The organism is Pedococcus sp. P5_B7, assembly GCF_054049895.1.
Window position 1 is genome coordinate 910,806 of sequence record NZ_JBFULM010000002.1, and the last position, 12,985, is coordinate 923,790.

At 71.1% G+C, this 12,985-nt stretch carries 12 protein-coding genes; 4 read left to right on the top strand and 8 right to left on the bottom strand.

Going from position 1 to position 12,985, the window contains the following annotated elements; genetic code table 11:
* Window positions 1-209 precede the first annotated feature (209 nt).
* Genes ACXJKD_RS07190 through ACXJKD_RS07200 form a run of 3 tightly spaced genes read left to right on the top strand, consistent with a single transcriptional unit; the run spans window position 210 to window position 2,799 of the window.
* Entirely contained in the window at window positions 210-761 is a 552-nt protein-coding gene (locus tag ACXJKD_RS07190; protein ID WP_457253790.1) for an RNA polymerase sigma factor, read from the top strand.
* A 26-nt stretch (window positions 762-787) separates the two neighbouring features.
* A complete protein-coding gene (locus ACXJKD_RS07195) occupies window positions 788-1,597 on the top strand; it encodes a hypothetical protein (protein ID WP_457253791.1) in 810 nt (269 codons plus the stop codon).
* Window positions 1,597-2,799, top strand: a complete 1,203-nt coding sequence (locus tag ACXJKD_RS07200) for a pilus assembly protein TadG-related protein (RefSeq protein ID WP_457253792.1) — start codon at window positions 1,597-1,599, stop codon at window positions 2,797-2,799. Before ACXJKD_RS07195 ends, ACXJKD_RS07200 begins: the two co-directional genes overlap by 1 nt.
* A 1-nt stretch (window position 2,800) precedes the next feature.
* On the opposite strand, the gene ychF is transcribed toward ACXJKD_RS07200, so the two are convergent.
* The 6 genes from ychF to ACXJKD_RS07230 all read right to left on the bottom strand — a co-directional run bounded on the left by ychF (window position 2,801) and on the right by ACXJKD_RS07230 (window position 9,184).
* The gene (gene ychF, locus ACXJKD_RS07205) at window positions 2,801-3,886 is read right to left on the bottom strand and encodes a redox-regulated ATPase YchF (protein ID WP_457253793.1); all 1,086 of its coding nucleotides are present in this window, start codon (window positions 3,884-3,886) and stop codon (window positions 2,801-2,803) included.
* 12 nt (window positions 3,887-3,898) lie between these two features.
* A complete protein-coding gene (locus ACXJKD_RS07210; protein ID WP_457253794.1) occupies window positions 3,899-4,075 on the bottom strand; it encodes a hypothetical protein in 177 nt (58 codons plus the stop codon).
* 18 nt (window positions 4,076-4,093) lie between these two features.
* Window positions 4,094-4,966 carry a thioesterase family protein gene (locus ACXJKD_RS07215; protein ID WP_457253795.1) on the bottom strand — a complete coding sequence of 291 codons (873 nt, stop codon included), beginning with the start codon at window positions 4,964-4,966 and terminating at the stop codon, window positions 4,094-4,096.
* Between the two features lie 69 nt (window positions 4,967-5,035).
* Entirely contained in the window at window positions 5,036-7,426 is a 2,391-nt protein-coding gene (locus tag ACXJKD_RS07220; RefSeq protein WP_457253796.1) for a hypothetical protein, read from the bottom strand.
* A 21-nt stretch (window positions 7,427-7,447) separates the two neighbouring features.
* The gene (locus ACXJKD_RS07225; RefSeq protein ID WP_457253797.1) at window positions 7,448-8,104 is read right to left on the bottom strand and encodes a peptidoglycan-binding protein; all 657 of its coding nucleotides are present in this window, start codon (window positions 8,102-8,104) and stop codon (window positions 7,448-7,450) included.
* A 189-nt stretch (window positions 8,105-8,293) separates the two neighbouring features.
* Window positions 8,294-9,184: an NUDIX hydrolase gene (locus tag ACXJKD_RS07230; RefSeq protein ID WP_457253798.1), complete on the bottom strand. Its 891-nt coding sequence runs from the start codon at window positions 9,182-9,184 to the stop codon at window positions 8,294-8,296.
* A gap of 49 nt (window positions 9,185-9,233) precedes the next feature.
* Between ACXJKD_RS07230 and ACXJKD_RS07235 the strand changes: the two genes are divergently transcribed.
* A complete protein-coding gene (locus ACXJKD_RS07235) occupies window positions 9,234-10,430 on the top strand; it encodes a DNA recombination protein RmuC (RefSeq protein ID WP_457253799.1) in 1,197 nt (398 codons plus the stop codon).
* On the opposite strand, the gene ACXJKD_RS07240 is transcribed toward ACXJKD_RS07235, so the two are convergent.
* Both ACXJKD_RS07240 and ACXJKD_RS07245 read right to left on the bottom strand, forming a co-directional pair.
* Window positions 10,367-11,653, bottom strand: coding sequence for a cytochrome P450 (locus ACXJKD_RS07240; RefSeq protein WP_457253800.1), 1,287 nt, complete (start codon window positions 11,651-11,653; stop codon window positions 10,367-10,369). The genes ACXJKD_RS07235 and ACXJKD_RS07240 overlap by 64 nt on opposite strands.
* A gap of 219 nt (window positions 11,654-11,872) precedes the next feature.
* A complete protein-coding gene (locus ACXJKD_RS07245) occupies window positions 11,873-12,898 on the bottom strand; it encodes a 4-hydroxy-3-methylbut-2-enyl diphosphate reductase (RefSeq protein ID WP_457253801.1) in 1,026 nt (341 codons plus the stop codon).
* Window positions 12,899-12,985 lie beyond the last annotated feature (87 nt).

A 12,985-nucleotide genomic window follows, 5' to 3' on the forward strand; every position in this document is an offset into this window, starting at 1 on the left:
CCAGCCGATGCGGGTATGGCTTTGGTCAAGGAACGGTCAAGGCAAGGGCAAGGCCAAGCCGTTCAGGCGAGGACATCCGCGACCAACAGGACAATTGTCCCAAGCGTTCACCAGGTGAGGTCCTCCCGCCAGATCACTGACTCATCCGAACGGGCGACGGCGTGGGCGAACCGCCACTCCACTCGCTGCCTTCTCCAGATACTGACCGCGTGGTGCGCGAGGACTTCGCGGAACTCCTCTCGAGGGCACAGGCCGGTGACGAGGAGGCCTTCTCACGCCTGTGGTTGGACCTCAACCCTCGACTCGTGCGCTACCTGTCGCTGGAGCCCGGGCGCAATGCCGAGGACCTGGCAGCCGAGACCTGGGTGTCGGTCGTCAAGGGCCTTCGCCGGTTCCGCGGCAACGAGATCGAGTGGCGTGCCTGGGTCTTCACCACGGCCAGGCGGCGGGCCCTGGATGACGCACGGCGCCGGTCCCGGCGACCGCGGGAGGTGCTCGGCGACCCCCAGGACCAGGCCTGGGCCGTCCCCGACCCCAGCCTCGGGGTGGTGGAGGACCTGAGCCCCGGATCGGTGCTCGCACTGCTCTCGACCCTGCCACCGGTGCAGGCCGAAGTGCTGGCGCTCCGAGTGATCGCGGGGCTGCCGGTGGAGACCGTGGCCGCCATGCTGGGCAAGAGCCCGGGAGCAGTCCGTGTGTCTGCCCACCGCGGTCTGCGGGCGCTCGCCGCCACCTTGCGGAGCCAGGGCGTAACGCAATAGCCGGTCACGGCGCTTCATCCAGTGCCATGACAGATTTCACCCACCCCACCGGCCGCGGCGACGAGCCCGAGATCTCGGACGCCGACCTGGACTCGGTGCTCAAGGGCCACCGTCCCCTCGAGAGCGCCCCCGAGGTCCAGCGGGTTGCCGACGCCATGAACGCACTCACCTCGCCGCCCGAACGCAGCGAGCTGGCCGGATACGCGCAGGCCATGGCGGCTTATGGCGTGGCCTTCGCCCGGCCCCGATCCCGAAGGGTCGCGATGACTTCCTCAGCAACTGGCCTCAGGACCCTGGCATCTGCGGCCGGTGCCGCGGTCGCACTGGGCGGCGTGGCGACGATCGTCTTCGCGTCAGGTGTCATGGGCCCAGCTCATCCGACGCTGGTCACACCGGTGGCCACGAGCGCGACCGCTGGCGCCACCACGAGGCCGAAGGCCGACAAGACCGGGACACCCGTCGGCCCCGACGCGTCCGGCCCGGCAGCGTTCGGACTCTGCAACGCGTGGACCCACCACCAGGCCACGGACAAGGACAAGCCCGGCAACTCGGTCGCCTTCCGCAACCTGGCCGAGGCGGCAGGAGGCGAGGCGAAGATCGCCGCCTACTGCGCCAAGGTCCCCCACCCCGGCTCGCCGAACGCCACGACGACGCCCAAGGACAATTCGACGTCGAAGGCGCCCAAGCCGGGCAAGACAACACCGCCGGGCAAGGCCAAGAACAGCGGCACGGGGACCACTCGCACCCCTGGCGCCGGCACGACCACGACCACCCCGCCCGCAGCGACGCTGACCACACCCGGACCGGCCACCACCCTCCCCACGAGGGCCTCCTGATGGGGCTCGCCGCCCCGAGGAAGGGCGCCCTCCGGGGTCGCCTCGGGATCGAACGGTCGGATCGGGGCGCGGTCGCGGTCACCGTGGCGGTGATGATGGTGGTCCTGGTCGGGATCGGGGCCTTCACCCTCGACTTCGGCTTGTCCTACGCCAGTACCCGACAGCTGCAGACCGCATCGGACGCCGCGGCTCTGGCGGCCGCCAACGTCTTCGCTGACAAGACCGGCAGCTGTGCGACCATCCTCGCCACGCCCGCCTGGACCGCTGAGGCGGCGAACGCCGCGTCCAGCATCCGCGAGGACAACCGGCCGGGCGGCACGGAGGCGAGCTACAGCGCCACCTGCACCCCCAAGGGGTCCATCCGGGTCAGGTACGAGTCGGCCGGCTCCACGCCCACCCTGCTGGGCGGCGTCTTCGGTCACCACGGCCCGTACTCCACTGCGCGACCCGCGACCGCCATCGTCTCCGCTCCCTCCGAGGTGATCGGGGTGCGGCCCTATGCGGTCTGCGGGAGCCAGCTGCCCACGGTGCTGCCGTCCACCGTCTTCCAGATGACGCTCCCATCGACCGGGAACTCCATGTGCCCCGGCGCCAGCAGCAGCGGCAACTGGTGGTCGATCGACTGCCCAGAGGCAGGCAGCAACAGCACCACCTACCTGGGCACGGCGACCGAGTTCGGTTGCACCGACCCGATCTCGATCGTGCCCAACCAGTCCCCTCGCACCGGTTCGGCGCTGCGCACCTACCTGGAGGGCAGCTGCCCGGCCAAGTCCAGCTCCTGCCTGGGCGCCAACAGCGGAAACCTGGGCGGCACACCCATCCTGCAGGCCTGGAACTCCCTGGTGAGCTCGCACAAGCACATCCTGCTGCCCGTGTTCTGCGGGGTGCCCCCCTGTGACCAGTCGGCAGTGGTGAACGCCGGCGGCAACAACGCCATCTACCCCGTCCAGGCCCTGCTCGGAGTCGTCGTGTGCGGCTACCACTTCGGCGGACAGGACAGCTCCGCGTTGAGCATGACCGGTGAGTGCGCCGGTCCGACCAACAACCCCTCGTCGCTGACGCCGGCGACCGGAGGAAACCAGGACAACTACCTCCTGCTCAAGGCCGTCAAGCTGAAGGTCGCCGGCTCCAGCGACGAGAGCGACTGCGCCCTCGGCAGCGCCTGCGACCTGCAGGTCCGGCAGGTCCACCTCATCGAGTAGGTCAGACGTTGAAGCGGAACTCCACGACGTCGCCGTCGGACATCACGTAGTCCTTGCCCTCCATCCGGACCTTGCCGGCAGCCTTGGCCGCGGCCATCGAGCCCATGGCGTCGAGGTCTTCGTACGACACGATCTCGGCCTTGATGAACCCACGCTGGAAGTCGGTGTGGATGACCCCGGCGGCCTGCGGTGCGGTCCAGCCCCGGCCGATGGTCCACGCGCGCGACTCCTTGGGGCCGGCCGTGAGGTAGGTCTGCAGCCCGAGGGTGTGGAAGCCGGTGCGGGCCAGCTGGTCGAGCCCGGACTCCTCGGCGCCGAACGACTCGAGCAGCTCCATCGCCTCCTCGGGCTCCATCTCCATGAGGTCCATCTCGAGCTTGGCGTTGAGGAACACCGAGTCGGCCGGGGCCACCAGAGCGCGCAGGGAGTCCTGCAGCGCGGCGTCGGACAGCTGGTCCTCGTCGAGGTTGAACACGTAGATGAACGGCTTGGTCGTCAGCAGGCCCAGCCCCCGCGCCTCGGCGAGGTCGACCCCGGCAGCCGCGCCCGCGGCATACAGGGTGTGGCCCTCCTCGAGCACCTTCTGAGCCGCCACGGCGTTGTCCAGGGTGGCCTTCTTCTCCTTCTGGATCCGCGACTCCTTCTCGAGCCGCGGCACGGCCTTCTCGAGGGTCTGCAGGTCGGCGAGGATCAGCTCGGTGTGGATCGTCTCGATGTCGGACTCGGGCGAGACCTTGCCGTCGACATGGACGACGTCGCCATCCTCGAACGCGCGCACCACCTGGCAGATCGCGTCGGCCTCACGGATGTTGGCGAGGAACTTGTTGCCCAGGCCCTCACCCTCCGACGCCCCGCGCACGATGCCGGCGATGTCGACGAACGACACGGTCGCGGGCAGGATGCGCTCGGAGCTGAAGATCTCGGCCAGCCGCTTCAGGCGCGCGTCCGGCAGCGGGACCACCCCGACGTTCGGCTCGATCGTCGCGAACGGGTAGTTCGCGGCGAGCACGTTGTTCTTGGTCAGGGCGTTGAACATCGTGGACTTGCCCACGTTGGGCAGGCCGACGATTCCGATAGTGAGAGCCACAAGGCCGAGAGTCTACCGGCGGTCGCGAGCGCCCACGGACGCGCCGGTCGTCGAGTCAGTGGAGGTCGTGCGTCGCCTCGATGACGTGGTCGAGGAGGCACAGAGGTCGATGCGGGTGTCAACCACCGGGACGCCGGTGAGCCGCCAGTCCTGGGTGACGTGCGCGGAGGAACCGCTCCCTTCGGTCACGGTCAATACCTCGTGGGGTCAGGTTCGTGCCGACGGTGGTGCGGACGCCCGGGCCAGCTGCCGCGACAGGGCCACGAGCCGTCCCTCGCTGTCCCAGACCTCGGCGTCCTCCTCGAGGAAGCCACCGGCCAGCGTGCGGTTGGTGAGGTTGACCCGCAGCCACCCCGGGGCGGGACGGGCGCGCACGTGCGCCGTGAGCTCGAGGGTGGGCGTCCACCCCGGCAGACCCAGCTCGAACGCGACCGGCGGCAGCGCGTCGACGGCCAGGAGCAGCAGGAGCGGGTCGGGCTCGCGGCCGTCGGCCATCCGCAGCCACCCCCGGATGACGCCGTTGCCCGACGGCTTGCCCATCGCCCAGCCGGTGGTGGCCGGTTCGAGGCGCATGTCGAGCCGCTGCAGCAGGGACGCGTGCTTGAGGAAGTCCGGAGGTGCCTGGGCCGCCGAGACACAGCGGTCCGGCGGCGGCAGGTCCGGCGGCTGCGCCGACGTCGTGAGGTCGCTGTCGACCGAGGCGAGGTCGCCGTAGGTCGCGAGGAAGCGCACCCGCTCCACCTCGCCGCCCTGCCCGTCGTCCTGCAGCAGGGAGGCCTGCCCCGTCGACACCGCCCTGCCCCGGCGGACGACGGAGGTGCGCACAGTGGCCGGCCCGGGGACCCCCGGCGTCAGGTAGTAGGCGCTGATCGCCAACGGGTCGGGGTGGGCGGGACGGTCGCCGTCCGCGGTGCCGAACTCCGCGGCGAGCGCCCGACCGGCGATCGCCAGCAGCACTCCGCCGTTGACTCCCCCACCGATCCGCCACCCCTCGCCGAGGGCCGAGTCATAGACGCCCGCCTCGCCGTCTCGTGCCGAAACCGCTGACCCCGTGTCGAACTCGCTGGCCCCGTTGACCACTCGCTGCTCCCATCCGTGCGCTGCGCGGCATACCTGACGTCACTGGAGGGTATGCCGCGCAGCGGCCGATCAGGGCGTGGCCGTGGCCTCCGCCACGTCCTCGGCGGTAGGCGTCGAGGTCTGCGTCGGCTGGGTCGAGGACCCAGTCGGGTCGGTGTTGCTCATTGGATCCGACGCGCTGCTCGAGCTCGACGACGACGCGGAGGCGCTCGACGTCGAGCCGGTCGACGACGCGCCGCCCGTCGCGGATCCGTCGGCGTCCGTCGTGGGCGACGTCGTGCCGGCCGGCCCCGTGGTCGTCGACCCGGTGGGCGTGCTGCCCGTCGTCGGTTCCACCCAGGCGGGGTCCTTCTGCACGATGGCCAGGATCTGGCGCTCGAACTCGGTCAGCCGCTCCTGGAGCTCGCTGAGGGGGACACCCTGGACGGAGTCCCCGAAGGCCGAGATCTCCTTCCACAGCGCCGCGAGCTCGGCAGAGCTCTCCGCGCTGAGGGGGCCGGACAACGTCACCACGAGCTGCGTCGCGAGCGCCTGGGTGACGCACTGGACGCAGCCGTAGTTGACGGCCGCGGCGACGTTCTCGGGGACCACGACGTTGGCCTTGCCCAGGATGAGGACGACCTGGAAGGCCACCGCCACGGTCTGGCACCCCGTGCAGGACGCCAGGGCATAGGCCTCGTTGGTGTTCGCGACCGTGTCACCGTCCGCCCAGACCAGGGCGAAGGCCACGTCATAGAGCGCGGACCCGTCCTTGGTGTTGACGGCCATCGCCTGGTTGCCCCCCTCACCCGGCGGAAGCGGACGGTTGAACGGGAAGACCCAGGTGGGCAGCTCCTTGCCCGCGGCGGCCGTCTGGCCCCTTCGGGGCACCATGACGACCGCCAGCTGCGGCGACTCCGCGGTCGGCAGCGCGGCGTCGCGGGGCCACACCGCTCGGCCGGCACCCTGCCGACCCTCCTGCAGCGTGCTCGGGGTGGCAGAGCGCAGCGCGCTGGAGACCCCGTCGGCCAGCGTCCCGCGCTCGTACGCCTGGATCGGCCGGTAGGTGCCCGGCTGCGGCCACCAGGACCAGGCCAGCCCGGCCACCACCGCGAGCGCGAGCACGCCGGCCAGCGCCCGGCGCACCGGGCGGTCCTCGGTGGCCCGCCAGGTGCCCGTGACGACCTGCTTGGCGACGCGGCTGACGATGAACACGACGCCCAGCACCGGCAGGGCGATGGCCACGATCGACAGCACCCGCACCAGGACAGCGAGCACGTCACCGTCGGCGAGCTGCAGCTCGAGCCGCGCCCACTGCCGGCCGACGGAGGCCCACGCCGTCCCCGCCACGCGGGGAAAGCTCAGGATCATCATCCCGAGGGAGAACAGCAGGACGGGCACCACGACGACGACCCAGACGGTGACCACGGCCCTGGCCCACGGCTTGAGCACCTTGACGTCCGGGTCGTTCCAGTGCCGGGGAAGCAGACCCACGAGGGTCGGCTTGATCCGGTGGTAGAGGTCGGGCACACCGGTGACGTCGGCCAGGACGTGGTAGCCGTCGAACCGCACGAGCGGGGCCAGCTGACGGACCATCTGGAGCACCTGGGTCGCGATGATCAGCAGGATCGCGTCCCAGCCCGTGCCCCACCAGACGCCGAACATCGCCACCGCGACGATGGCGTTGAAGTAGAGACCACCGAGGTCGGTGCGCACCCGTCCGGCCCGACCGAGCCGGTAGCTGTCGGTGACGTCGGTGTAGAACGCCGGCCAGACGAGGTAGAGGCCGGTGCCCATCGCCCCTGGCGTCGACCCTCCGTAGCGAGCCGCCGCCGCGTGCCCGAACTCGTGGAAACCCGCCGAGACGACCGTCAACGCGAACACGGTGAGCAGCAGCGCCGGCTGGTCGAACGCCTGGTGGGTGGCCGACCCCAGTCCCTTGTGGAGCAGCACCCAGCCGCACACGGCGAAGAACGCAGCCACCAGGACCACCACCACGACGGGCGCGAAGAGCCAGGCGAAGGGTGCGGTGATCCGCCTGGTGGCCTCCGGATCGGACACGACGTACCTGAACCTCAGTGCCAGCAACGGGTTCGAGCGCCGGACCTCGGGTTCCGAACCGTCCGCCTTCGTGAGGACGCCAAGGGTGCGCAGCTTGTCGCACAGCGTCTCCACGTCGGCCTCGGCCACCTGGCGTCCCAGGGCGGCACCCATGGCCTCGGCCACCTCGGCATGGGTGCGCTGCCCGTCCACCTGCTCCAGCACGGCGTAGAGCAGGGGGGTCAGCTGGATCGCCTGGCCGTCGCCCCGGCGCACGAGCGCAGGCGCCACGCGGTAACCCGACCCGGGCACCTCTCCGAGGAGCTGCACCCCGTCGGCCCGCACGGGTGCCGCACCCCCACCGGTCGGTGGGGGTGCGGTCGCCTCGTCGTGGGCGAATCTGGGCGCGTCGGGGGCGCCCGGCCCCTCGAAGGGAGTCACGTCAGCGACAGCTCGCGCCGACTACTGGGAGATGTCGGACGACTGGTCGGTCGTCGCGTTGGCGTCGGCGTCGATGTCCTGGACGATGATCGCGTCCTGCTGGGCCAGGGCCACGGCGTCGGAGTCGATCGACCCGATGTTCGCAGCGACCGCGGCGTCGATGGGTGCCGCCACGTTGGCGTTGGCCGCCACCGCACCGGCGATCGGCGCGGCGAGGTCGAGGTCGGCCGCGAGGTCGACATCGACGTTGAGCAGGTTGCCGTCCACCGCACCGTTGCTGGTGACCGCGTCGGTCGCGCCGCCGGTCGGAGTCGTCGAGGCGTCGGCGGGCGCATCCGTGGCGACGGGCGCCTCGGCGGCCTGGTCGATGGTGGAGTCCTGGCCGGCGTCGGCCACGGCCTCGCCAGTGATGCCCTGGTCGATCACGACGCCCTGGTCTGCCATGGCCTGTGCCTCGGAGCCGACGGACAGGATGTTCGCACCGACCGCAGCGTCGATCGGCGCCGCCACGTTGGCGTTCGCCGCCACCGCGAGGTCGATGGGCGCAGCGGCGTCCAGGCCGATGTCGAGGTCCGCGTTCAGGTCGAGGAGGCTGATGACCTCCTTGTCGGGCAGGGCGGTGCCGCCCTCGGCGGCCAGCTCGTCCGCGGTCAGCGGCGGCATGCTCTGGTCAGTCATGGTGCACTCCGTGTCTACGGTTTCCCCCGGCCCAATGACACCGCGATGGTACCCGTCGCCTGCCCGCGATGCACATCGGCCAGCCCTCTGACCTGCGACGATGCCACACAGGGGGCTGGAATGGCCCGGCTCACCACGGAGCCGGCGTCGATGTCGGGCCGCCACGCGGCATACCTCGGCGACCTCACCTCACAGCGCCGGGAGCCCGTCCTCGAGGTATGCCGTGGGGCCGGCATGGGCGGCGAGGAAGGCGAGCAGGCGCTGGTTGTAGGGCGCCACGCGCTGCTCCCACTCCTCCTCGCGGGCGAAGTGCAGCGAGCGGATCTCCCTGCGCTCGAGGGTGGTCCGCGTGATGAGGTCGTCGTCGGCAACCCCGAGGTCGAAGACGAAGACGGTCGCGTCGCTCCACCCGCGCCACGGCGGCAGCCAGTTGACCGCGAGCAGGGCGCGGACCTCGACGTCGATCGCGAGCTCCTCCCTGACCTCGCGGACCACGCACTCGGCCGGTGACTCCGAGGGGTCGACGACACCGCCGGGCAGGTCCCACTCGGCCTTGTACGTGAGCTCGCACAGCAGCACCCGACCAGCAGGGTCGCGCAACACGCCCTGGGCGATGGCGCGCTTGGTGGGCAGCGAGGAGTTGAGGAGTGCGATGAAGCCGTCGCGGCTGTCGGGCTCGGCGTCCTCGCGCAGCCGGGCGAGCACCATCGTGTCGGCGCGCTCGTCGCGGCCAACCAGGGCGCCGCGGGCGACACCCTCCTTGCGCATCCCGGCGCGCAGCGCCGCCCGGACCCCGGACCGGTCGGCGTCGGGCACCCGTGCCTCGATGCGGTCCACGTCGAGCGTCGCGAACGTCCAGGCGACGACCAGCCGCAGCGCCCGCTCGACGATGCCCACCTCGCGGTACTCGGCGACGACCGCCCAGATCAGGTCGGCGTCACCGGACCCGTCGTCGATCACCTCGACGCGCCCCACCTGTTCGCCCTCCCACACGACCCCGAAGGCAGAGGTGCCGTCGTCCTCGACCGGAAGACCTCGCAGGACGAGGTCGTCACCGTCCGTCAGCTCTGGGGTGGGCACGCGGCCAGCCTAGACACGGCTGTCGGCGCCAGGTGGGATGGTCCTGTCCATGGAACTCGTGGGCATCCTCATCCTCGGTCTGGTCGTCGGAGGCGCCGCCGGCTGGTGGAGCGCGCGCGGTTCCGCCTCCGCCGCCCTGGCGTCGGCGCGCACCGAGGCCGACCTCCTGCGCGAGCGCGTGGTCGACCTCGAGGCAGCGGTCTCCGACGACGCCCAGACCGCAGCGGCCCTGGTGCCCCTGCGCGACGCCCTGGTGCGGGTCGAGCAGCAGGTCGGCACGCTCGAGCGTGACCGCACCAGCCAGTTCGCGGCGCTCGAGACGACCATGGCCGCGGTCCACGAGTCCACCACCGCCCTGGGCCGCCAGACGCAGTCGTTGGCCGGCTCGCTCAACTCCTCGACCGTGCGAGGAGCCTGGGGTGAGGTCCAGCTGCGACGCGTGCTCGAGCACGCCGGCATGCTCGCGCGGTGCGACTTCGACGAGCAGGTGTGCCGGGTGAGCCGGCACCAGCGGCAGGTGCGCCCTGACGTCGTGGTTCGACTGCCCGGAGACAAGTTCCTCGTCATCGACTCCAAGGCCCCGATGGGCGCCTTCCTCGGCGCGCAGGCCGAGGACCTTCCAGCTGGCCAGCGCAAGGAGCTGCTTCGATCGCACGCGTCCTCGCTCAAGTCGCACGTGACGTCCTTGGCGGCCAAGGACTACTGGACCGCCTTCGAGAACTCACCCGAGATGGTGGTCTGCTTCGTCCCGAGCGACGCCATGCTCGCCGCGGCCCTGTCGGCCGACCCGGCCCTGCACGAGGACGCCATGTCCCGCCGCGTCGTGCTCGTCGGCCCGGGCGCACTGCTCGCGCTGCTGCGGACCGTCGCGTTCACCTGGCAGCAGGATGCGCTGACGGCGCACGCCCGCGAGGTCATGACCCTCGGGCGCGACCTCTACGACCGGCTGGGCACGCTGGGCAGCCACACGATGCGCATGGGCACCGCCCTGCAGCGCTCGGTCGAGGCGTACAACCAGATGGTCGGGGCCCTCGAGTCACGGGTGCTGGTCTCAGCGCGGCGGATGCACGAGGCGGGGATCGTCGAGCGGCCGCTGCCCAGCCCGCTGCCGCTCGAGACCGGCCCGCGGGTGCTGACGGCGATGGAGCTCATCGAGGCGGCCACGGCCGACGCGGAGCGCCCTCAGCTGGACTTCGACGACGCCGAGATCCCGCCGAGGTGGACCGGCAGGGAGTCGACCGCGTAGACGATCGACTGGTCGCGGAACTGCAGGCTCTCCGGAGCCGCGGCGAGCGCCAGCTCCGGGAAGCGGCGGGCCAGTCGGGGGTAGGCGATCCGCAGCTCGAGCCGGGCCAGCTCGGCCCCGACGCAGCGGTGGAACCCGTAGCCGAACGCCACGTGCGGCGACGGTGGCCGGGCCGGGTCGAACGTGCCGAGGTCGGGACCGATCCGGTGGTCGCGGTCCGCCCGGCTGAGGGCCGCGATGACGACGTCGCCCTTGTGGACGGTCTTGCCGAACAGGTCGAGGTCCTCCTTCGCGAACCGCGGGAAGGCGATCTGCACGACGCTGAGGTAGCGCAGCATCTCCTCCACGACTCGATCGATGGAGCTGTCGTCGTCGCGGACGAGGTCGAAGTGCTTGCGGTCGCGCAGGAGCACGAGCGCTCCCAGCGCCAGCATGCTGGCGGTCGTCTCGTAGCCGCCGGTGAAGACGCCGTCGGCGAGACCCGCGACCTCCTCGTCGCTGACCTCGTCGCCGACCGCCGCGAGGATCCGGCCCAGGAGGCCGTCGCCCGGGTCGATCCGCTGCTTGCGGGTGGCCTCGAGCAGGAAGAGCTGGCTCTGCGAGATGGCACCGAAGGCGCCCGTGCCCCCGGCCGTGACGTCGAAGCGCGCGTGGCTCAGCGTGCGGAACCGTTCACGGTCCTCCACTGGGAGCCCCAGCAGCTCGCAGATGACCAGGAACGGGATGGGGAAGGCGAAGTGCTCGACGAGGTCGACCACCGGGCCGTGCGCCTCCATCCGGTCGAGCTGGTCATCGACGATGGCCTCGATCCTCGGGGCCAGCCGGTTGATCCGACGCATGGTGAACTCGGGCGTGAGCAAGGCTCGCAGCCGGGTGTGCTCAGGCGGGTCGGTGAACCCCAGTCCCGCGACGCTGGCTCCAGCCGCGCCGACGTAGGGCCGGATGTCGTTGCTGAACCTGCGCTGGTCGGCGAGGACGGCCTTGGCCTCCTCGTGGCCCGAAACCAGCCAGATGTTCATGCCGAACATGTGCGCGAGCCGGTGCACCGGCTCCGGGGCGGTGGTGCCGATCCGGTGCACGGGGTCGAGGCCGGAGCGCCGCAGCGGACGGAGCAGGCGCCGCGGGACGGCGTCGAGGCTCGACAGGTCGACCGGGCCGCCGCCCGTGACACGCACGATGAGCCGCTGCGTCAGGCGCGCCCGCGCAGAGGTCAAGCCGATCATGGGTCTGACGGTACCCGCGTGGCGTCGTCCCGACGGGCAGGCTCGGGAGATCCGGGTGCGCGTCGTGACCGACGCCTCCCACGCCACCCCCGACTTCTGGCCACCCAACCCTCGCCAAACCCCCAGATCACCCGGCCCGTGAGCCACCAGTGGCCACCAGTCGGTCCCCCCTGCGACTTCTGGCCACCCAACCGTCACCGAACCCCGAGCACCCCACCGTCAGTGCAGCGAGCCGGCCTCTTCGAACGCACCGTCGTGGCGCATCTTGTCGCTCAGCCCGCGAGCCTTGAGGTCGCGCCGGATCTCGTTGGGCAGCGAGAAGAGCAGGCTCTCCTCGGCGGCCACGACGGGCTTCACGTCGGCATAGCCACGCTCGCCGAGGTAGGTGAGCACGTCACGGACCAACAGCTCGGGCACCGAGGCGCCGGAGGTCACGCCCACCGTCGAGACGCCCTCGAGCCAGGCCTCGTCGATCTCGTCGGCGTAGTCGACGAGGTGGCCGGCGCGGGAGCCGTGCTCGATCGCGACCTCGACCAGCCGCACCGAGTTGGACGAGTTGCGCGAGCCCACGACGATCATCAGGTCGCACTCCGGCGCCATCTGCTTCACGGCGAGCTGGCGGTTCTGGGTGGCGTAGCAGATGTCGTCGCTGGGCGGGTCCTGCAGTGACGGGAACCGCTCACGCAGCCGCCGCACGGTCTCCATCGTCTCGTCCACGGACAGCGTGGTCTGCGAGAGCCAGACCACCTTCTCCGGGTCGCGGACGGTCACGTTGGCGACGTCGTCGGGGCCGTCGACCAGCGTGATGTGCTCGGGGGCCTCGCCCGAGGTGCCGACGACCTCTTCGTGCCCCTCGTGGCCGATCAACAGGATGTCGAAGTCGTCACTGGCGAAGCGGACCGCCTCGCGGTGCACCTTGGTGACCAGCGGGCAGGTCGCGTCGATCGTCGTGAGGTTGAGGGCCTTGGCCTCCTCGTGCACGACCGGGGCGACCCCGTGGGCGGAGAAGATGACGGTCGCACCCTCGGGCACCTCGTCGGTCTCCTCCACGAAGATCGCGCCACGCTTCTCCAGCGTCGTGACGACGTGCTTGTTGTGCACGATCTCCTTGCGCACGTATACCGGCGGCCCATAGAGCTCGAGGGCCTTCTCGACGGTCACGACGGCCCGGTCGACGCCCGCGCAGTACCCGCGCGGGGCGGCCAGCAGCACGCGCTTGGTGGCCTGGTCTGTCGTCTGGGTCATGACCCCATCGTAGGTGGCCGTCGTCGGCCACCCCAATCCGCAGGCGAGGTATGCCGCGTGGTCACCACGCGGCATACCTCGCCCACG

Excerpts from the sequence above, each read along its gene's own strand:
- ACXJKD_RS07225 (WP_457253797.1), bottom strand. The coding sequence starts at position 8,104 with ATGACTGACCAGAGCATGCCGCCGCTGACCGCGGACGAGCTGGCCGCC.
- ACXJKD_RS07240 (WP_457253800.1), bottom strand. The coding sequence starts at position 11,653 with ATGATCGGCTTGACCTCTGCGCGGGCGCGCCTGACGCAGCGGCTCATC.
- ACXJKD_RS07195 (WP_457253791.1), top strand. The coding sequence starts at position 788 with ATGACAGATTTCACCCACCCCACCGGCCGCGGCGACGAGCCCGAGATC.
- ACXJKD_RS07200 (WP_457253792.1), top strand. The coding sequence starts at position 1,597 with ATGGGGCTCGCCGCCCCGAGGAAGGGCGCCCTCCGGGGTCGCCTCGGG.
- ACXJKD_RS07235 (WP_457253799.1), top strand. The coding sequence starts at position 9,234 with ATGGAACTCGTGGGCATCCTCATCCTCGGTCTGGTCGTCGGAGGCGCC.
- ACXJKD_RS07245 (WP_457253801.1), bottom strand. The coding sequence starts at position 12,898 with ATGACCCAGACGACAGACCAGGCCACCAAGCGCGTGCTGCTGGCCGCC.